The organism is Arthrobacter jinronghuae (assembly GCF_025244825.1).
In the GTDB taxonomy this organism is placed as follows: Bacteria; Actinomycetota; Actinomycetes; order Actinomycetales; family Micrococcaceae; genus Arthrobacter_B; species Arthrobacter_B jinronghuae.
Genome location: NZ_CP104263.1, coordinates 2,713,368 through 2,731,506, shown reverse-complemented (window position 1 = coordinate 2,731,506; position 18,139 = coordinate 2,713,368). Strand labels below are relative to the sequence as shown.

21 protein-coding genes are annotated in these 18,139 nt (G+C 66.1%); 11 read left to right on the top strand and 10 right to left on the bottom strand.

Features of this window, described 5'->3' with window-relative positions:
* Positions 1–50 precede the first annotated feature (50 nt).
* The gene (locus N2K98_RS12765) at positions 51–440 is read left to right on the top strand and encodes a hypothetical protein (RefSeq protein WP_255865081.1); all 390 of its coding nucleotides are present in this window, start codon (positions 51–53) and stop codon (positions 438–440) included.
* 79 nt (positions 441–519) lie between these two features.
* Here N2K98_RS12765 and N2K98_RS12760 read toward each other — a convergent pair whose 3' ends face one another.
* Positions 520–762 (bottom strand): putative acetyltransferase, encoded by a 243-nt coding sequence (locus tag N2K98_RS12760; RefSeq protein WP_255865083.1) that lies wholly within the window; start codon positions 760–762, stop codon positions 520–522.
* A 139-nt stretch (positions 763–901) separates the two neighbouring features.
* Here N2K98_RS12760 and fdxA point away from each other — a divergent pair, with 139 nt between their 5' ends.
* The 3 genes from fdxA (at position 902) to N2K98_RS12745 (ending at position 3,857) form a co-directional block, all read left to right on the top strand.
* Positions 902–1,225 carry a ferredoxin gene (gene fdxA, locus N2K98_RS12755; RefSeq protein ID WP_227918473.1) on the top strand — a complete coding sequence of 108 codons (324 nt, stop codon included), beginning with the start codon at positions 902–904 and terminating at the stop codon, positions 1,223–1,225.
* A complete protein-coding gene (gene dapC / locus N2K98_RS12750; RefSeq protein ID WP_255865084.1) occupies positions 1,222–2,379 on the top strand; it encodes a succinyldiaminopimelate transaminase in 1,158 nt (385 codons plus the stop codon). The genes fdxA and dapC overlap by 4 nt, the downstream gene beginning before the upstream one ends.
* Positions 2,380–2,564: 185 nt before the next feature.
* A complete protein-coding gene (locus tag N2K98_RS12745) occupies positions 2,565–3,857 on the top strand; it encodes a citrate synthase (protein WP_229949818.1) in 1,293 nt (430 codons plus the stop codon).
* 67 nt (positions 3,858–3,924) lie between these two features.
* Here the strand turns inward: N2K98_RS12745 and galE are convergent, their stop codons facing one another.
* The 3 genes from galE to dapD form a co-directional block, all read right to left on the bottom strand.
* Entirely contained in the window at positions 3,925–4,941 is a 1,017-nt protein-coding gene (galE, locus tag N2K98_RS12740; RefSeq protein WP_255865085.1) for a UDP-glucose 4-epimerase GalE, read from the bottom strand.
* A 61-nt stretch (positions 4,942–5,002) separates the two neighbouring features.
* Complete coding sequence (locus N2K98_RS12735) at positions 5,003–5,872, bottom strand: hypothetical protein (RefSeq protein WP_255865086.1); 870 nt, start codon at positions 5,870–5,872, stop codon at positions 5,003–5,005.
* Positions 5,873–5,884: 12 nt separating this feature from the next.
* Entirely contained in the window at positions 5,885–6,862 is a 978-nt protein-coding gene (gene dapD, locus N2K98_RS12730; RefSeq protein ID WP_255865087.1) for a 2,3,4,5-tetrahydropyridine-2,6-dicarboxylate N-succinyltransferase, read from the bottom strand.
* A gap of 33 nt (positions 6,863–6,895) precedes the next feature.
* Here dapD and dapE point away from each other — a divergent pair, with 33 nt between their 5' ends.
* Positions 6,896–7,987 carry a succinyl-diaminopimelate desuccinylase gene (gene dapE / locus N2K98_RS12725; RefSeq protein ID WP_255865088.1) on the top strand — a complete coding sequence of 364 codons (1,092 nt, stop codon included), beginning with the start codon at positions 6,896–6,898 and terminating at the stop codon, positions 7,985–7,987.
* Between the two features lie 109 nt (positions 7,988–8,096).
* On the opposite strand, the gene N2K98_RS12720 is transcribed toward dapE, so the two are convergent.
* The 4 genes from N2K98_RS12720 to N2K98_RS12705 form a co-directional block, all read right to left on the bottom strand.
* A complete protein-coding gene (locus N2K98_RS12720) occupies positions 8,097–9,002 on the bottom strand; it encodes an amino acid ABC transporter permease (protein WP_255865089.1) in 906 nt (301 codons plus the stop codon).
* Positions 8,999–9,676, bottom strand: coding sequence for an amino acid ABC transporter permease (locus N2K98_RS12715; RefSeq protein ID WP_227918455.1), 678 nt, complete (start codon positions 9,674–9,676; stop codon positions 8,999–9,001). The genes N2K98_RS12720 and N2K98_RS12715 overlap by 4 nt, the downstream gene beginning before the upstream one ends.
* An 88-nt stretch (positions 9,677–9,764) precedes the next feature.
* Positions 9,765–10,622 carry a glutamate ABC transporter substrate-binding protein gene (locus N2K98_RS12710; protein ID WP_255797099.1) on the bottom strand — a complete coding sequence of 286 codons (858 nt, stop codon included), beginning with the start codon at positions 10,620–10,622 and terminating at the stop codon, positions 9,765–9,767.
* 118 nt (positions 10,623–10,740) lie between these two features.
* Positions 10,741–11,520: an amino acid ABC transporter ATP-binding protein gene (locus N2K98_RS12705; protein WP_229949810.1), complete on the bottom strand. Its 780-nt coding sequence runs from the start codon at positions 11,518–11,520 to the stop codon at positions 10,741–10,743.
* Positions 11,521–11,668: 148 nt separating this feature from the next.
* On the opposite strand from N2K98_RS12705, the gene N2K98_RS12700 reads away from it, so the two are divergent.
* The 6 genes from N2K98_RS12700 (at position 11,669) to N2K98_RS12675 (ending at position 16,584) form a co-directional block, all read left to right on the top strand.
* Entirely contained in the window at positions 11,669–12,436 is a 768-nt protein-coding gene (locus N2K98_RS12700) for an LOG family protein (protein WP_255797100.1), read from the top strand.
* A gap of 47 nt (positions 12,437–12,483) precedes the next feature.
* A complete protein-coding gene (locus N2K98_RS12695; RefSeq protein ID WP_255865090.1) occupies positions 12,484–12,822 on the top strand; it encodes a DivIVA domain-containing protein in 339 nt (112 codons plus the stop codon).
* Positions 12,819–13,397 (top strand): DNA-3-methyladenine glycosylase I, encoded by a 579-nt coding sequence (locus tag N2K98_RS12690; RefSeq protein WP_255865091.1) that lies wholly within the window; start codon positions 12,819–12,821, stop codon positions 13,395–13,397. The genes N2K98_RS12695 and N2K98_RS12690 overlap by 4 nt, the downstream gene beginning before the upstream one ends.
* Positions 13,387–14,622: a hypothetical protein gene (locus N2K98_RS12685; RefSeq protein ID WP_255865092.1), complete on the top strand. Its 1,236-nt coding sequence runs from the start codon at positions 13,387–13,389 to the stop codon at positions 14,620–14,622. Before N2K98_RS12690 ends, N2K98_RS12685 begins: the two co-directional genes overlap by 11 nt.
* A 146-nt stretch (positions 14,623–14,768) precedes the next feature.
* Entirely contained in the window at positions 14,769–14,936 is a 168-nt protein-coding gene (locus N2K98_RS12680) for a DUF3117 domain-containing protein (protein ID WP_146361313.1), read from the top strand.
* 10 nt (positions 14,937–14,946) lie between these two features.
* Positions 14,947–16,584, top strand: a complete 1,638-nt coding sequence (locus tag N2K98_RS12675; RefSeq protein WP_255865093.1) for a leucyl aminopeptidase family protein — start codon at positions 14,947–14,949, stop codon at positions 16,582–16,584.
* A gap of 20 nt (positions 16,585–16,604) precedes the next feature.
* Here the strand turns inward: N2K98_RS12675 and map are convergent, their stop codons facing one another.
* Positions 16,605–17,375, bottom strand: coding sequence for a type I methionyl aminopeptidase (gene map, locus N2K98_RS12670; protein ID WP_255797104.1), 771 nt, complete (start codon positions 17,373–17,375; stop codon positions 16,605–16,607).
* Between the two features lie 50 nt (positions 17,376–17,425).
* Positions 17,426–18,061 carry an O-methyltransferase gene (locus N2K98_RS12665; RefSeq protein ID WP_227918438.1) on the bottom strand — a complete coding sequence of 212 codons (636 nt, stop codon included), beginning with the start codon at positions 18,059–18,061 and terminating at the stop codon, positions 17,426–17,428.
* Between the last annotated feature and the right edge of the window lie 78 nt (positions 18,062–18,139).

The following is an 18,139-nucleotide window of genomic DNA, read 5'->3' as shown; positions in this document are numbered from 1 at the left end:
CCGCCACGGCTGAAACCGGCAAGAGGTCCCCGCGCTGGCGGGGGCCTCTTGTGGCTGTGATCGGGGGGATCCTGGCGGCTCTGCTGGGTACCTCCCTGCACGGCCACGTGGTGTATGCGGGCGACGAGGGATTGCCCGTCGGTGCCCTGCTGGCCGTAGTGTTCAGCGGTGCCCTGGCCTTGCTGGTCGGCCTCTGGCAGCGCAGTGCGCTGTTGAGCGCCGTCACCGGCGTGATCACCTACCTGGTGCTGGGACTCTTTTCCCTGGACCTCGTCAGTGAGGTACCCCTGATCGTGACCGGTTCCTCCGCCCCGGAGCAGCCGCCGGTAGTGACTGCCGGACTGGTCTGGCTCTTCGGGCAGGCTGTCGCGACCGTGGCAGCTGTGCTGGTCTGCGCACGCGTGCTTGGCCGGGACCGAGCCGCCGGGACCGCCGCCTAGGCATCCGCAGAATTCAAGATCACGTAAAAGGCCGCTGGAACAAAAGTTCCGGCGGCCTTTTTCATGCGGTTTTCGCGGGTTACAGCGGACGTGTCCGCGCAGCGCGGCGCGGGGGAGCGGGCGGGACGGTTTTGGCCGCGGTGACCAGCGGATAGGCGATAAGGACCTCGCCGCGCCGGGTGGAGACCGTGCACCCGTCCGTCCCGACGTCGCTGAGGGTGCCCAGAGCGTCCGTGAAGCCGCCGTCGATCCGGTAGCGGACGACGACGCGCACTCCGGGCCGCAGGCCGCGCAGCAGGGCGGCAGGTTCTTCGTGCGTCATCCTTCCATCCTACGGAGGGGCCGGCGTCACCGGGACGCTCCGGCTGGGAGATAATGGACAAGGCTACTAACGTGGAACCAACACCCAGCGACCCGCCGTCCTACCGGCCGACGGTCCGCAGATCAGGAAGGCAAGGGACGTGACGTACGTAATTGCGCAGCCGTGCGTGGATGTAAAAGACAAGGCATGTATCGAAGAATGCCCCGTGGACTGCATCTATGAAGGCGAACGCTCCCTCTACATCCACCCGGACGAATGCGTCGACTGCGGGGCCTGTGAACCCGTCTGCCCGGTAGAGGCCATCTACTACGAAGACGACACTCCCGAGGAATGGGCCGAGTACTACAAGGCCAATGTCGAGTTCTTCGACGTCCTGGGCTCTCCCGGCGGCGCTGCCAAGGTAGGCAACACGCACACGGACCACCCGATCATCGCGGCCCTGCCGCCGCAGAACCAGGCATGAGCGCCGCGGCGTCCCGGGCCTTCGGGCTGGACCTGCCGGAGTACCCCTGGGACGCCATGGCGCCCTACCAGCGCCGGGCAGCAGAGCATCCTGATGGAGCGGTGAACCTGTCCATCGGCACCCCCGTGGATCCAACGCCCGCCGTCGTCCGCGACGCGCTGGCAGCTGCTTCGGATGCCCCGGGCTATCCCACAACGCACGGCACCGCGGACCTGCGTGCCGCCGTCGTCGACTGGTTTGCCAGACGCCGGAACGTGTCCGGGCTGGATCCGGCGGCCGTGCTGCCCACCGTGGGCTCGAAGGAACTCGTTGCCTGGCTGCCGCTGCTGCTCGGGCTGGGGGAGGGCGACGTCGTCGTCCGGCCCGTGGTGGCTTACCCCACCTACGACATGGGTGCGGTCTTCGCCGGCGCCACGGCGGTAGCCGCGGACCACCTCTCCGATCTGGACGAGCAGACGCGTTCGCGCGTACGGCTGGTCTGGGTGAACTCCCCGGGCAACCCCACCGGCATTGTGCGTTCAGCCGAGTCGCTGCGCACCCTCGTCGAAGAAGCCCGTGCCCTGGGCGCAGTGGTTGCCTCGGACGAATGCTATGCCGAACTCGGCTGGGGACAGTGGGATCCCGCTGAGGGCGGTGAACCCGTCCCCAGCATCCTGGATCCGCGGATCAGTGGCGGAAGCACCGACTCCCTGCTCGCGGTGTACTCCTTGAGCAAGCAGTCCAACATGGCCGGTTACCGCGCTGCATTCACGGCGGGAGATCCGGCATTGATCGCCAACCTGGTCAACAGCCGCAAGCACGCCGGAATGATCGTCCCCGCGCCCGTACAGGCCGCCATGGCCGCTGCGCTGCGCGACGACGCACACGTGGCGGCGCAGAAGGACCTCTACCGCTCCCGCCGCAACCTGCTCGTTCCGGCACTCGAGGCGTTCGGCCTGAAGATTGAGCACTCGGAAGCCGGGTTGTACCTGTGGGCGAGTGCGGGCGAGGACACCTGGTCCACCGTGGCCCGTTTCGCGGAGCTGGGAATAGTAGTGGGTCCCGGCGTTTTCTACGGCGACGCCGGTGCCGGCTACGTGCGGATTGCCCTCACCGGCACGGACGAGGGCATCCGTGCAGCCGCCGAGCGCCTGCACGCGGGTTCGCAGGAATAGTATTGGGCACTGCACCGTAATACTGCGCCCAGCCATGTTGCGCTTGTACAACAGTGCCCGCCTCGATTAGTGGTAAGGGCACTGAAACCGGTAGCGTTTTAGCGAAATAGTTTAGTGGAATGCACTATGTCCGTCGGAAGCGGATGTACATAGCGGCGGTTTCGAAAACTCCTAAAGGAGAATTAATGACTGAGCAACCAAGTGCCAAGCTCCAGTACGGGCCGAACCCGGAAGACGAGCTTGTACTGCCCCGTGTTGCCGCAGCTGAAGGAAACAACGGTTTCGACGTTTCCAAGCTGCTGAAGCAGACCGGCACCGTCACTTTTGACCCCGGCTTCATGAACACGGCGGCCACCACCTCCGCGATCACCTACATCGACGGCGACCAGGGTATCCTGCGCTACCGCGGGTACCCCATTGAGCAGCTGGCAAAGCACTCGAGCTTCCTCGAGACCTCGTACCTGCTGATTTACGGGGAACTGCCGACGCCCACCGAGCTGGAGAACTTCGACCAGCGGATCCGGCGCCATACCCTGCTCCATGAGGACCTGAAGGGCTTCTTCGGCGGCTTCCCGCGCGACGCGCACCCGATGCCGGTACTGTCCTCGGCGGTCAGTGCGTTGTCCACCTTCTACCAGGACTCCCTGGACCCGTTCGACGAAGAACAGGTGGAGCTCTCCACGGTCCGCCTGATGGCGAAGCTGCCCGTGATCGCGGCCTACGCGCACAAGAAGTCCATCGGCCAGCCGATGCTCTACCCGGACAACTCCATGAACCTGGTGGAGAACTTCATGCGGCTGTCCTTCGGCCTGCCGGCCGAGCCGTACGAAATCGATCCGGACCTGGTCAAGGCCCTGGACCTGCTGCTGATCCTGCACGCGGACCACGAGCAGAACTGCTCCACCTCCACCGTCCGTCTGGTGGGCAGCTCCAACGCCAACATGTTCGCTTCGGTTTCGGCCGGCATCAGCGCCCTCTTCGGCCCGCTGCACGGCGGGGCCAACGAAGCAGTGCTGAACATGCTGCGCGACATCCAGGCCACCGGCATGCAGCCGGAGACCTTCATGGAAAAGGTCAAGAACAAGGAAGACGGCGTGAAGCTCATGGGCTTCGGGCACCGCGTCTACAAGAATTACGACCCGCGCGCCAAGATCGTCAAGGCCACTGCCCATGACATCCTCGCCAAGCTCGGCGGCAACGATGAGCTGCTGGACATCGCCATGCGCCTGGAAGAGAAGGCACTGGCGGACGATTACTTCATCGAGCGCAAGCTGTACCCGAACGTGGACTTCTACACGGGCCTGATCTACAAGGCCATGGGCTTCCCGGAGAAGATGTTCACGGTCCTGTTCGCCATTGGCCGCCTGCCGGGCTGGATTGCCCAGTGGCGTGAAATGATGCAGGACCCGCAGACGAAGATCGGCCGCCCGCGCCAGCTCTACACGGGCGCCCCGGAGCGCAACTACCCGCAGCGCTGATCGGTTTTGTAAAAACAGAAAAGGGAAGGTCCCCGGAAAATTCCGGGGACCTTCCCTTTTCTAATCCCTACGGGGCGGCGTAGCCCTCGGGGTTGTTCTTCTGCCAGCGCCAGTGGTCCTCGCACATGCTCGCCAGGGAGCGTTCGGCCCGCCAGCCGAGGTCCGCGTGCGCGGCGGCAGGGTCGGCGTAGCTGACAGCGGCATCTCCCGGGCGCCGCTCGGCGAACTCGTAGGGGATTTCCTTGCCTGCGGCGGCGGAGAAGGCCGAGAGGACTTCCAGGACGGACGAGCCGTTGCCCGTGCCCAGGTTCCAGCGGTGTACGCCGGGGGCCTCGCTCAAATAGTTGAGTGCGGCGAGGTGGCCTGCGGCAAGGTCCACTACATGGATGTAGTCGCGGACGCCGGTGCCGTCCGGTGTGGGGTAGTCGTTGCCGAAGACCATCACCTTTTCGCGGCGGCCAACGGCAACCTGCGCCACGAACGGCAGCAGGTTGTTCGGCACACCGGTGGGATCCTCGCCGATCCGGCCGGACTCGTGGGCGCCGGCGGGGTTGAAGTACCGCAGCAGCGCAACGCTCCAGCGTTCATCGGCGGCACCGAGATCGCTGAGGATGTCCTCGATCTGCTCCTTGGTGCGCCCGTAGGGGTTCACGGCGTCCATGGGGGAGTCCTCGGTGAGGGGGACCTCCTCGGATGCTCCGTAGACGGTGGCTGACGAGCTGAAGACGATGGTCCGGACGTTATGCCGGTCCATGGCGTGCAGCAGGTTGATGGTGCCGACTACGTTGTTGGTGTAGTAGTACAGCGGTTTAGCCACCGATTCACCCACTGCCTTCAGCCCGGCGAAGTGGATGACCGCGTCGATGGAGCGGCCGTCGAATGCCGCTTCCAGCGCCGCTGTATCCAGCAGGTCGGCCTTGATGAATTCCGCCTTGCGGCCGGTAAGCTCCTGGACCCGCCGCAGCGATTCCTCGTTTGAATTCAGGAGGTTGTCCAGGACCACCACGTCGTGGCCCGCTTCGAGGAGGGCCAGAGTGGTGTGGGATCCGATATAACCGGTGCCACCGGTAACTAAAATGCGCATGGTTCTAAGCCTAAACGCTCGCTCGTCCGTATCCGCGGCGGCGGTCCCGCGGCGGACCCCTTTATTCCGCGGGGAGACTGAACGCCGTCACGGCCACCTGCCCGGGTGCGGCGTCCGATTCGGACCAGACGGCGGTACCCCGGTGCCAGGTCCGGCCGTCATAGGCGACGGACTCGATCCCGAGCGCCTTGGCATTGGCGACGAACCACTGGGCCACGGACCAGCCGTAGGCACCCTCGACGTCGGCCAGATAGAGCGGGCCCAGCACGGACCCGTTCAGCGGTCCGTAGATTTCCTCGACGGCGGCAGCGCTCACCGCGGGATCGGCGGACTCAACCGGAGCCCGCAGGGTGCAGGAGAGAGCTGTAGGGGTCTGCCCGGTCAGGGCGGAAGCGAAGGCCCGGGCAGGACCCTCATGCTTGGCGTACGCGTCCGGGAAGGCACTGCGCTGGACCGCCTGCGCCGCCTCCGTGATCGGAAGCTCCAGGTAGCCCGGGACCTGCTCCAAGCCGTTGTAGAAGGCGGTGGCGGCATAGGCGGGGTCCATCACCTGTTCCTCGCTGCCCCATCCCTGCGACGGGCGCTGCTGGAAGAGGCCGCGGGAGTCCGGACCGGCGTCGTCGCCGTAGTCCACGTTGCGCAGCCCCGATTCCTGCAGGGCAGTGGCAAGGGCAATGGAGACGGCCCGCGGCGGCAGCCCGCGGGCCACCGCCACCCCGGAAATGATTGAGGCGTTCGCCGCCTGTTCCAGCGTCAGCCAGTATTCCGCGCCGCCCACAACGGCCACGCACCGTTCAGTGATCACCGGTGCCTGCTTCTTTCCCGAGAGCGCGGAAACAGCGAACAAGGCAGCGAACGCCGCCACGCACAGCGCCAGCAGCAGGACCAGCACCCGGAAGGAACGGGTTTCATGCTGCTGGAGCAGTTGCATGGTGTCCGGCCGCTAGTTCGCGTGCAGCGCGGAGTTCAGTTCCACGGTGCGTCCGTTGCGGGGCAGTGCCTCCACCGCGCCGGTGGCGGAATTGCGGCGGAACAGCAGGTTGGGCACGCCCGAGAGTTCAGCGGCCTTCACCAGGCGGGGCTCGTCGCCGTCGAGGACGGTGACCCGGGTCCCGGCCGTCACGTACAGCCCGGCCTCAACCACGCTGTCGTCACCGATGCTGATGCCGACGCCGGAGTTCGCGCCCAGGAGGACACGTTCGCCCAGGGTGATCTTTTCCTTGCCGCCGCCGGAGAGGGTGCCCATGATGGAGGCGCCGCCGCCGACATCCGTCCCGTCGCCCACGACTACTCCGGCGGAGATGCGGCCCTCGACCATGGACGTGCCGAGGGTGCCGGCGTTGAAGTTGACGAACCCTTCGTGCATCACGGTGGTGCCTGCGGCGAGGTGGGCGCCGAGGCGGACCCGACCGGCGTCGGCAATGCGGACGCCTGAGGGCAGTACGTAGTCGGTCATGCGGGGGAACTTGTCCACGCCGTAGACGGTCACGGTGCCGCGGCTGCGCAGCCGCAGGCGGACCGCCTCGAAGTCGGCCACCGCGCACGGTCCGTGGTTGGTCCAGACCACGTTGGGCAGGGCAGCGAAGATGCCGTCAAGGTTGATGGTGTTGGGCTGGACCAGGCGGGCCGAGAGCAGGTGCAGGCGGAGGTAGGCGTCGGCGGTGTCGGCGGGGGCGGCGTCGAGGTCGATCCGGGTTTCCAGCACTTCGCCGTGGGTGCCGCGGATACCGTCGGCCATTGCTTCGGCGGCGGCATCGAGATCGTCTTTCAGGGCCGCGTCGAAAGCGGCATCACCGAGGGCGGGGCTGGGGAACCAGACATCGAGCACGACGCCGTCGGAGGTGACGGTGGCCAGGCCGAGGCCTGCGGCAGTACGGGTATCGGGGGTTCCAGCGGGTGTGGGGGCAGCGCTTACAGTCATGGTTCCCAGTCTACCGAGCGGTACTGTGGGAGGGTGACTGATGCATCTGTGCCTTCCTTGGATCTTTTCGGCGATGTCGCGGACCTGACCGCGGCCCTGATGGATTTCGAGAGCGTTTCCGGAAACGAGACCGCCCTGGCGGACGCCGTCGAGACCGCTCTCCGTGCCTGCCCCCACCTCGAAGTGTCCCGCGACGGGGACTCCGTGGTGGCTCGGACCCGGCTCGGCCGGGCGGAGCGGATCATCCTTGCCGGCCACCTGGACACCGTGCCGCTGCCGACGGTGCCGGGGTCGCGCGGAACCGTACCGTCGACGTGGGACGGGGACGTGCTCTACGGCCGCGGTGCCACCGATATGAAGGGCGGTGTGGCGGTCCAGCTGGCCCTGGCTGCCGCTCTCACCGAGCCCGCCCGGGACATCACCTACGTTTTCTACGACCACGAAGAGGTCGACGCTTCCCTCAGCGGACTCGGCCGGTTGGAGCGCAGCCATCCGGACTGGCTGAAGGCGGACTTCGCCGTCCTCCTGGAGCCGACCAACGGGACCGTGGAGGGCGGCTGCAACGGCACCATGCGCTTCCACGCCACCACCACCGGCCGCGCCGCGCACTCCGCGCGGGCCTGGATGGGGGAGAACGCCATCCACGCAGCGGCGGACATCCTGGTGCGGCTGCGGGACCACTCACCGGCCACGGTGAACGTTGAGGGCCTGGATTTCCGTGAGTCCCTGAACGCCGTCCGGATCTGGGGCGGGACAGCGGGCAATGTAATTCCGGATGCCGCCACCGTCGAAATCAACTACCGCTTTGCCCCGGACAAAGGCATCGAGGAAGCCGAAGCCTACGTCCGGAAGCTGCTTTCAGGGTTCGACGTCGTGCGGACCGATGCCGCGGCCGGCGCCCGGCCGGGACTGACCCTGCCGGCTGCCGCGTCCTTCGTGGCCGCCGTGGGCGCCGAACCGAAACCGAAATACGGCTGGACCGACGTCGCCCGGTTCAGTGCGCTGGGGATTCCCGCCGTGAACTTCGGCCCCGGGGACGCCCTGCTGGCGCACACCGATGACGAACATGTACACGCCGCCGCCATCCGGGACTGCTTGGCGGCGCTGAGGTCCTGGCTGAGCTAGGCCGGCCGCGGTTCCCGCGTCGACAAGAGCCTAAGGGCAGCAAAAAAGGAGAGGACAGGCATAGTGCCGGTCCTCTCCTTTTTTCGTTAGCTGTCCGGGGCTGGTGCGCCTATTTGGCCGCGCCCTTTGCCGGCGCAGCAGCCGGAACCGGAGCTTCGATGCCCTCGGGCTCGATCGTGTCTTCGATCTTCAGCACCTTGCCGGCACGTGCGCCTAGGCGCCGGGAGAGGCGCTGCGCGGCAAACGTGAGCAGCCAGTTCAGGGCGATGAAGATCGCGGCGGTAACCAGCAGTGCGGGCAGGATGTTGCCTTCACCCGCGGCCAGGCGGCGTGCGTAGTCCAGCAGTTCGGTATAGCCGATGAAGGTACCCAGCGCGGAGTCCTTCAGGATGACCACGAACTGGCTCAGCAGCGCCGGCAGCATGGCCACCAGCGCCTGCGGCATCTCGATGCTGCGGAGCGACTGGCCCGGTGTCAGGCCGATGGCGAGGCCGGCCTCGCGCTGGCCCTTCGGGAGACCGAAGACGCCGGAGCGGACCAGTTCCGCGATCACCGAACCGTTGTACAGGGTGAGGGCTATGACAACGGCGTAGAAGGGGACCTGTTCCGGATTCACCGAAGTGGACTTGGAGAGGAACTGGTAGAAGAACACCATCATCAGCAGCACGGGAACCGCGCGGAAGAACTCCACCACGAGCCCGCAGACCCAGCTGATCGGCTTGAAAGCCGAAAGGCGCCCGATGCCGAAGAGCAGGCCGAAGACAATCGACGTCACCACGGCCACGGCGGCAGCCTTCAGCGTGGAGAGCAGTCCCGGGAGCATGAAGTACTCCCAGGTCCGCCACTCCAGGAAGGGCGTCCACTTGGCGGCGTCGAACTGGCCCTTGTCCGCCAGCCCGGAGATCGCCACCCAGAGCAGCGCTGCGATCAGCAGCACGCCCAGGATGTTGCCGACCATGATGTTCCGGCGGGCCTTGGGCCCGGGGGCATCAAACAGGACATTCTGTGCGCTCATCGTGCGACCGCCAGTTTCTTCGAGGCCCAGGTGGTGAGCAGGCCGATGGGGATAACGATGATGACGTAGCCGATGGCAAAGGTCAGGAAGATCTGCGTCATCAGGTTCGGATTGAACTCGATCATGGTTTTCATCATGCTCGAGGTCTCCAGGGCGACGCCGGCCGTGGCGGCCACGGTGGTGTTCTTGACCAGGGCGATCAGCACATTGCCCATCGGGGCGATGGCGCCGCGGAAGGCCTGCGGCATGATGACCAGCCGGGCTGCTTCCAGGAACCCAAGGCCGATGGCGCGGGCGGCCTCAGCCTGTCCCAGCGGAACCGTGTTGACGCCGCTGCGGATGGCCTCGCAGAAGAACGCTGCGTGGTAGACGGTCAGCGACAGCACGGCAAGGCGGAAGAAGTTGGTGGTGAAGTCGCTGGACAGGCTGACGTTCAGCTGCGACCACAGCGCCAGTGAGCCGAACACCATGATGATGGTCAGCGGGGTGTTGCGGAAAATGTTGACGTAGGCGGCACCGAACCACTGCAGGCTGGGGATCGGTGAGATCCGCATCAGTGCCAGTACGGTACCGAGTATCAGCGACCAGAGCGCGGCCCAGAACGCGAGCTGGATATTGACCCAGAAAGCGCCGAGGACGTCGTACTGCTCGAAGAGGGCAGTAAAACCCTCCATGTTTCACCTCTTTACGGTGGAAGAAAACCCGCAACGGGGAAGCCGGAGGTTATCGCCGGCTTCCCCGCGGGGGTGGAACGTGCAGGAACTAGGCGCAGGCGTCAGGCGTCGGCGGGTTCAGGTCTTCATTGAAGGTGTAGTCGGCGCCTTCGGTGTTCTTCTTGATGGCTTCCTCCCACGCACCGTCCTGGACCATCTTGGTGATGGCTGCGTTGATGTCCTCGCACTTGACGATGCCGCCTTCCTTCGGCAGGCCGACACCGTACTTCTCCTCCGAGAAGGTGTTGCCGACAACCTTGAACTGGCCCTTGTTGGCGTCAGTGGAGGCCAGGCCGGCAAGGATGATGTCGTCAGTGGTGACGGCGTCAATGGAGCCGCCCTGCATGGCGGTCACGCACTCGGCGTAGCTCGGCTGCTCCAGCAGGTTCACGCCGGCGGCGTAGTTGTCCTTGATCTTCTGTGCCGAGGTGGAGCCGGTGACGGAGCAGAGGTTCTTGCCGTCCAGATCCTCGGGGCCGCTGATGTCGCTGTCGACGGGAACCAGAAGGTCCTGGCCGGCCACGAAGTACGGTCCTGCGAAAGCAACCTTTTCCTTACGGGCATCGGTGATGGAGTAGGTTGCGAAGATCATGTCCAGCTGGTCATTTTCCAGCATGTTCTCGCGCTGGGCGGAGGGGCTGGAAATGAACTTGATCTGGTCCTCGGGGTAGCCCAGTTCGTTGGCGACGTATTTGGCGACGTCGACGTCGAAGCCGGCGTAGTTGCCGCCCTCGTCGAAGCCCAGGCCGGGCTGGTCGAACTTGATGCCGATACGGATCTGCTCGCCGGAGCCCTCGGTGGCGGCTTCGCTGCTGCCGGATTCGGAACCGGAATCGCCGCCGCAGGCGGACAGGGTCAGTGCTGCCACGGCGGCGATGGCCGCAGCGGCGTAACGGGTCTTGCGCATGTTTTCTCCTTGCATTGCGGTCCTCCGCGCAAAAGCGGAGGACCTAGCCTCATAAGGGTTGCCCCCAACTGGTGAAACCCCGGTACTGCTGGTGGAGCGTGTAGTGCTTGGAACGGTTCTAGTGGGAGAGGATCTTGCCCAGGAAGTCCTTGGCGCGGTCGCTCTTCGGGTTCGTGAAGAACTCCTCGGGAGTGGCTTCTTCGACAATCTGTCCGTCGGCCATGAAGATCACCCGGTCCGCCGCCTTGCGGGCGAAGCCCATCTCGTGGGTGACGACCACCATGGTCATGCCGTCCTTCGCCAGGCCCACCATGGTGTCCAGCACCTCATTGATCATTTCCGGATCGAGGGCGGAGGTGGGCTCGTCGAAGAGCATGACCTTCGGCTTCATGGCCAGCGCGCGGGCAATGGCTACGCGCTGCTGCTGGCCGCCGGAAAGCTGCGCCGGAAGCTTGTTCGCCTGGTTGGCCACGCCCACACGCTCAAGCAGTTCCATGGCCAGTTTCTTGGCCTCGGCAGGCTTGGACTTGCGGACCTTGACCGGTCCGAGGGAAACGTTGTCCACGATGGACTTATGCGCGAAAAGGTTGAACGACTGGAAAACCATGCCGACGTCGGCGCGCAGCTTGGCAAGGGCCTTGCCTTCGGCCGGCAGGACGGCGCCGTCAACGGTGATTTCGCCGTCGTCGATGGTCTCGAGGCGGTTGATGGCACGGCACAGGGTCGACTTGCCGGACCCGGAGGGTCCGATCACCACCACTACCTCGCCGCGGGCAATGTCGAGATTGATGTTCTGCAGGACATGGAGGTCCCCGAAATGCTTGTTCACGTTCTTCAGCGAAACGAGCGGTGCAGCGGATTCAGGCACGGATTTACCTGGGGATGTGTCACTGGTCATAAGGAAAATCTAACCATTGATTATTGCCGGCGTGTGTCAGGGGCCATTCGGGCACGTAATTGTGACGTAAGCGCAACCTGCCCGGAGCTAACCTCGTCGATGGAGCCCGCCGCGTTGCCAGCGGCGCCATCACGGCTAGCCTAGAAGAATGCCTATCAGCGATGCCTCAAGTCCCATGTCCGACCGTCCGCGCAAGCGGGGGCCGGTGGAGCTGCGCCGGGGCGCTGCCCTGACCCCGCAGTCGGACCGTTTCCTGCTGGACTCGTCGGATGCCACCCATTTCACGCATACCGACCCCTGGCGGGTGCTGCGGATCCAGAGCGAGTTCGTGGAAGGCTTCGGCACGCTGTCCGAGCTGGGTCCTGCCGTGAGCGTGTTTGGTTCGGCCCGCAGTGTTCCCGGATCGCGCTATTACAAGCTCGGGGAAGAGGTGGGCAGGCTGCTGGCTGAAGCGGGCCTCGCCGTGATCACCGGGGGAGGGCCCGGCTCCATGGAGGCTGCCAACAAGGGGGCCGTGGGGGCGGACGGCCTGTCCGTGGGCCTCGGGATCGAACTGCCCTTCGAGACCGGCCTGAACGAGTGGGTGGATCTGGGGGTCAACTTCCGGTACTTCTTCGTACGCAAGACCATGTTCGTCAAGTACGCGCAGGGGTTCATTGTCCTGCCCGGCGGGTTCGGCACCCTGGATGAGCTTTTCGAGGCCATGACCCTGGTGCAGACGCAGAAGGTGACCTCCTTCCCGATTGTGCTGATCGGCACCGAGTTCTGGAATCCGCTGCTGGGCTGGATCCGCGAGACCCTGTTGGCGGAGGGCATGGTCGGCGAGGCGGACCTCAAGCTCCTGCACGTAGTGGATGACCCGGCGGACGCGGTACGGCTGATGATCGCGGACAGCGCAGGACACGTTTCCCCCTAGCCGGCCGGCCCCCGCCCGGGACCGGCGCCATCTGGCACCATGGTCCTGTGACATTCCTCTTGGTTTTCCTCGCCATCGCCGTGCTGGGCCTGGCTGCCGTATTCGGCATCGGCCGGCTGCGCCCGGGACCCGCCGGCACCATGCCGGCGACCGTACAGGGCCTGCCGGAGCCGGATCCCCGGCTGCCGCCCGTTTTGCTGCCTGAGCACCCTGTGGCCGGCGACGTTTCCCGGCTCCGGTTCTCCGTGGCCCTGCGCGGCTACCGCATGGACGAGGTGGACACGGTACTGGACCGGTTCGCCGAAGCACTCGAGGAACGCGATGACCGGATCCGCACGCTTGAAGCAGCGGGCCGGAGCAACATTGCTGACGGAGACGGGAATTGACTGCCGTGCTGGGCGCGGACGGGCGGCTGCGCTGCGGCTGGGCGCTGGCCAGCGAGGACTACCAGCACTATCACGACACGGAATGGGGGCGTGCCGTGGAGGGCGAGGCTGCCCTCTTCGAGCGCCTGAGCCTGGAAGCCTTCCAATCCGGCCTCAGCTGGATCACCATCCTGCGCAAGCGTGAGGCGTTCCGCGCCGCGTTCGCCGGTTTCGACCCGGAGGCGGTGGCGGCCTTTGACGACGCCGACCGGGCGCGGCTGATGTCCGATGCCGGCATTGTGCGAAACGCCGCCAAAATCGATGCGGTGATCAACAACGCCCGTGCACTGGTGAAGCTGCCGGAGAATGAAGGCCTCGGCAGCCTGCTGGACCGGTACCGCGCTCCGGCCGACCGGCCCGCGCCGCAGACACTGGCCGAGGTCCCGTCCGCTACGACGGAGTCCGCCGCGCTGGCCAAGGAGCTGAAAAAACGGGGCTTCCGGTTTGTCGGGCCCATCACCGCCTACGCGATGATGCAGGCGACCGGCTACGTCAATGACCACCTCGACTCCTGCTGGGTGCGCCATGGAAACTGAATCAGCTGAAAGGTCCTCCGTGAACCTCCGGGCAAAGACGGCGCCGGGCCGTGCCGCTGCCGCCGTCCAGCGGTGGCCGTGGTACCTCCAGGTCCTCGCCTTGTGGTTGGCGGCCCGCCTCTTCTCCTACGCCGTGCTCGCCGCCACCGCCCGGTTCCAGCCGGCGGGCCCGTGGTGGGACGCATCGCCGGCGTACTGGGACTTCATCAACATCTGGGACGCCGAGTGGTACTTCCGGATCTTCTCCGACGGTTATCCCGACAGCGTTCCGCGGGATGCGGCGGGCAATGCCGTGGAGAACGAGTGGGCCTTCTATGCTCTGTTCCCGATGCTGGTGCGGGCGCTCGACGCCGTAACGGGCCTGGGCTGGAACGTCCTGGCCCCCGTGGCGGCCACGTTGGCGGGCTTTGCCGCAGCACTTGTCATTTACCGGCTCTTCCGGCTGCGGGCAGGGAAAGGCACCGCCATGTGGGGAGTGCTCTTCGTGGCGGTCTTCCCCGTGTCCCCGATCCTGCAGATCCCCTACGCCGAGTCACTGAACCTGCTGCTTCTTGCCGGGGCCCTGTACCTCTTCCTGTCGGGGCGCTACCTCACCGCCATCCCGGTGGTGGCCCTGATGTGTCTCTCCCGGCCGGTGGGCGTTCCCTTCGCGCTCGCGGTCGGGCTGGTGCTGGTTGTGCGGTTCCTGCGACGCGGGCAGGTGCCGTTCCCAGCCGGTCAGGCGTGGCGGCTGACCGTCCTGACTGCGGCGGCCGGTTTCTCCGCGCTGGCCTGGCCGGTCATCGCATGGGCTGCCACCTCGGACATCCGCGCCTACACGGACACGGAGAGCGCCTGGCGCTTCGGGGACCTGGTTCCCTTCAAACCCTGGCTCACCATGTCCCAGCACCTCCTGGGGCCGCTGTTCGGACCCGTGGCGCTGGTGGTGCTGGTGGCAGGCGCCGCGCTCTACCTGATGTCCCCGCCCGTCCGGCGGCTCGGGCTGGAACTGCAGCTGTGGTGTGCAAGCTATCTGCTTTACCTGCTGGTGTTCCTGAACCCGCAGACCAGCACGTTCCGCCTTCTGCTGCCGCTGTTTCCGCTGGCGCTTGCCACCGCCTGGCTTAGCCGGTCCAGGGCCTACCGGGGGACCGTCGCGGTTGCGTTCGCAGTCCTGCAGATCGTCTGGGTGGTGTGGCTTTGGCGGTGGACGCAATTACCCGGCGGAGGGGACTATCCACCCTGATTTGTGGCCCGCGACACACGAAATTTCGTTTGCCCGGTACTTGTACGGAATAATGACAGCAATTGCCGGGCGGATATTTTACTTCCATCGGCAGCGGATTACAGGTGATCCGGTTAAACCGGGCGCTGTGAAAGGGGAATCTCGAAATGGCTGCGATGAAACCAAGGACGGGCGACGGTCCCATGGAGGTTACAAAGGAGGGGCGCAGCCTCATCTTGAGGGTGCCGATAGACGGCGGCGGACGCCTGGTGGTTGAGCTGAATGTGGAAGAAGCAGGCAAGCTGAAAGACTGCCTTCTGGGCGTTACGGGCTAGCCTTTAATTCATGCAGCTGCCTCCGAAGCCATCAGACCGGACCGGATCCGCTCCGGCGTCGCCTTACGTCACCGCAACGCTGCCGGGAGTCACTGCCCTGGCCGCGTTGAATGCACGGACTGGAAAGGCGGAGTCGGGAAGCGGACTGCATCCGGTCCCGGCTGAAGGCGTCGACGTCCTGGCAGTGGCCATGACCCCTGCGCCGGCCGGCTCCGGTCCCGAAGACGCCGACGAGGCAGTAAACCCGGTTCCCCAGCCGCGGCGCGGCGCCGTCGAAGCGGCGCTGCGGTACGGCGCCGACATCGCCGACCGGGCACGCAGCGCGAAAGTTACCGGCAGGGCAGGGGAGATCCTTGTGATCGAGCCGCCCCGCGATGCTGCGGACCTGCCCGGAAAACTGATTTACGTGGGTGCCGGCGACGAGTCGGAGCCTGCCCTGCGGCGTGCCGGTGCCGCGTTGGCCCGTGCCACCATGGGCGCCAAGCGGGTACGCGGAAGCGTGGTGGACGGGCTGAAACCGTCCGCGCAGGAAGCTTTCCTTGAGGGCTTCCTGCTCGGCGGTTACCGGCCGCCGCGTGCGGGTATCACCGAACCGCCGGCACCGATTGCGGCACACCTTGAACTGACCGGACTGGATGCTGCCGCAGCCGAACGTGCCACGGTTACCGCACAGGCAGTGTGGATGGCCCGCGACCTGACCAACACGCCGGCCGAGACGGCTACGCCGGACTGGATGGCGGAGCAGGCACGGGCGATTGCCGGGCGCAGCGGGCTCACGGTTCGGGTCCGCGGCGAGTTCGAGCTGCGCGCCGAAGGATTCGGCGGGCTGCTGGCAGTAGGCGGCGGATCCGAGCATCCGCCGCGGCTGGTCGAGGCCACCTACCAGCCCGACGGCGGGGACGTGCCGCACGTTGTCCTGGTGGGCAAGGGCATTACGTTCGATTCCGGTGGAATCTCGCTTAAGCCGCGGGATGCCATGATGACCATGAAGACGGACATGGCCGGTGCGGCAGCGGTCCTGGCCGTGGCCGAGGCTGCAGCCGCGTTGAAGCTGCCCGTAAAGGTCACCGTGGTGCTGGCTTTGGCTGAGAACGCCATCGGTGCAGCCTCCTACCGGCCTGCCGACGTCGTGACCACCTACAACGGGACCACTGTCGAAGTGGGCAACACCGATGCCGAGGGCCGGATGGTCCTGGCCGATGCGATGGCCTATGCCGCCGCCGAGCTGGCCCCGGACGTGCTGGTGGACGTCGCCACCCTTACCGGTGCGGCGGCCCTGGGACTCGGCATGCACCACGCAGCGCTGTTCGGCAACGCGCCGGGGCTGCTCACCCGGTTGGAGGCGGCAGGGAAGGCCTCCGGCGACGCCGTGTGGCAGCTGCCGCTGGTGGCGGAGTACGGCTTTGTGCTGGACTCCGACATTGCCGACGTTTCCCACATTGCGCCGGTGCAGGCAAAATTCGGCGCCGGTGCGATTGTTGCCGCCCTGTTCCTGGAGAAATTCACCGGCGGCGTCCCGTGGGCACATATCGACATCGCCGGACCTGCACGTGCCAACAAGGACAGCCGGGAACTCACCAAGGGAGCGACGGGCTTCGGCGTGCGTCTGCTGCTGTCCTATCTTGCCGGCTTGGGCCGGACCGCCTGACAGCAGCAGCGGTATAGCCGTTACTTCGGCAGTGTGAGGATCTCGGCCCCGTCATCGGTGATGGCGATCGTGTGCTCGCTGTGCGCCGTCCGGCAGCCTGTTGCGCTGCGCAGGGTCCACCCGTCGGCGTCGGTCACTAATTCTGCGGTGTCCGCCATGACCCACGGTTCCAGGGCCAGCAGCAGTCCGGGGCGCAGCTTGTAGCCGCGGCCCGGCCGCCCGGAGTTCGCGATGTGCGGGTCCTGGTGCATCGTGGAACCGACGCCGTGCCCGCCGAACTCGGTATTGACCGGATATCCCGCATCGGTGAGGACTGTTCCAATGGCAAAGGAAATGTCCCCGATGCGGGCGCCGGGACGGGCCGTCGCAATTCCGGCGGCAAGGGCCCGTTCGGTCACGGCGATCATCGCGGCGCTCTCCGGGGACGGGGCATTGCCGACGATGAACGTGATGGCGGAGTCGGCAACGATTCCCCTGAGTGATACCGCGAGGTCCAGTGTCAGCAGGTCGCCGTCGGCCAGCGCGTAGTCGTGCGGAAGCCCGTGCAGCACGGCGTCGTTGACGGAGGTGCAGATGTAGTGGCCAAACGGCCCGCGCCCGAAGGACGGCGCATAGTCGACGTAACAGGACTTGGCACCGGCCTCGGTGATCATGGCCCTGGCCCACCTGTCGATGTCCAACAGGTTGGTTCCCACCGTGCTGCGGGCCTTGATCGACTGCAGGATGTCAGCGACCAGGGCACCCGTCTGCCTTGCACGGGACAACTCGTCAGGGTTGAGGATCTCGATCATGTGGCACCTTTCCTGGGAGCCCTGGGTGCGGGCCGCTTTGGTGAGGTTGGCTAAGCGGTTTTCACGGCCAGCAGAAGGCCGTCACCGGTGGGCAGCAGGGCCGAGGCGAGGTCTTCGTTCTCCCGGATGGCCTTGCCTACCTTGCGCATGGTGTTGGTGGTGGCTTCCCGGACAGCCGGATCCGCGACCTTGCCGTGGTCCAGTGCGTCATTGACCACCAGCAGGCCGCCGCGCTTGAGGAGCCGCACCGCCTGGTTCACGTAGAGCGGGAAGGAGGGCTTGTCTGCGTCGATGAACACCATGTCGTAGGCGGCGTCCGTGAGGCGGGGGAGTACCTCGGCCGCCCGGCCGGAGATGGTGCGGGTCCGGTTGCCCGGAATGCCGGCCTCCGCATAGGCCTCGCGGGCCGCACGGAGGTGGTCGACGTCGGAATCGATGGTGGTGAGCACCGCGTTGCGGCCCAGGCCGCGCAGCAGGCAGACGCCCGAAACACCTGCTCCGGTGCCGACTTCCACTACCGTGGTGGCCTTGCTCGCAGCCGCCAGTACGGTCAACGCGGCGCCTACGCCGCTGGATACGGCACTGACGCCCAGCTCGTAGGACCGTTCGCGCGCACGGATCAGGACCTCATCCTCGGTAGGCAGGGCCTCCGTGTAGGACCAACTGGTCTGCTTGTCGGCGCGCATGGGGTTTCACTTTCGGTCCGGAGGAATTCCTGCTCAGTCAAGCTTAAGGCCAACGGAGGCATAACCGGGTACGCACTG

Bases quoted from the DNA above. Each gene is read 5' to 3' on its own strand.
- N2K98_RS12665 (WP_227918438.1), bottom strand. From the start codon at position 18,061: ATGCGCGCCGACAAGCAGACCAGTTGGTCCTACACGGAGGCCCTGCCT.
- N2K98_RS12760 (WP_255865083.1), bottom strand. From the start codon at position 762: ATGACGCACGAAGAACCTGCCGCCCTGCTGCGCGGCCTGCGGCCCGGA.
- galE (WP_255865085.1), bottom strand. From the start codon at position 4,941: ATGCGCATTTTAGTTACCGGTGGCACCGGTTATATCGGATCCCACACC.
- N2K98_RS12680 (WP_146361313.1), top strand. From the start codon at position 14,769: ATGGCTGCGATGAAACCAAGGACGGGCGACGGTCCCATGGAGGTTACA.
- N2K98_RS12745 (WP_229949818.1), top strand. From the start codon at position 2,565: ATGACTGAGCAACCAAGTGCCAAGCTCCAGTACGGGCCGAACCCGGAA.
- N2K98_RS12675 (WP_255865093.1), top strand. From the start codon at position 14,947: ATGCAGCTGCCTCCGAAGCCATCAGACCGGACCGGATCCGCTCCGGCG.
- N2K98_RS12735 (WP_255865086.1), bottom strand. From the start codon at position 5,872: ATGCAACTGCTCCAGCAGCATGAAACCCGTTCCTTCCGGGTGCTGGTC.
- N2K98_RS12710 (WP_255797099.1), bottom strand. From the start codon at position 10,622: ATGCGCAAGACCCGTTACGCCGCTGCGGCCATCGCCGCCGTGGCAGCA.
- N2K98_RS12715 (WP_227918455.1), bottom strand. From the start codon at position 9,676: ATGGAGGGTTTTACTGCCCTCTTCGAGCAGTACGACGTCCTCGGCGCT.
- N2K98_RS12720 (WP_255865089.1), bottom strand. From the start codon at position 9,002: ATGAGCGCACAGAATGTCCTGTTTGATGCCCCCGGGCCCAAGGCCCGC.
- dapC (WP_255865084.1), top strand. From the start codon at position 1,222: ATGAGCGCCGCGGCGTCCCGGGCCTTCGGGCTGGACCTGCCGGAGTAC.
- N2K98_RS12700 (WP_255797100.1), top strand. From the start codon at position 11,669: ATGCCTATCAGCGATGCCTCAAGTCCCATGTCCGACCGTCCGCGCAAG.
- dapD (WP_255865087.1), bottom strand. From the start codon at position 6,862: ATGACTGTAAGCGCTGCCCCCACACCCGCTGGAACCCCCGATACCCGT.
- map (WP_255797104.1), bottom strand. From the start codon at position 17,375: ATGATCGAGATCCTCAACCCTGACGAGTTGTCCCGTGCAAGGCAGACG.
- N2K98_RS12685 (WP_255865092.1), top strand. From the start codon at position 13,387: ATGGAAACTGAATCAGCTGAAAGGTCCTCCGTGAACCTCCGGGCAAAG.
- N2K98_RS12705 (WP_229949810.1), bottom strand. From the start codon at position 11,520: ATGACCAGTGACACATCCCCAGGTAAATCCGTGCCTGAATCCGCTGCA.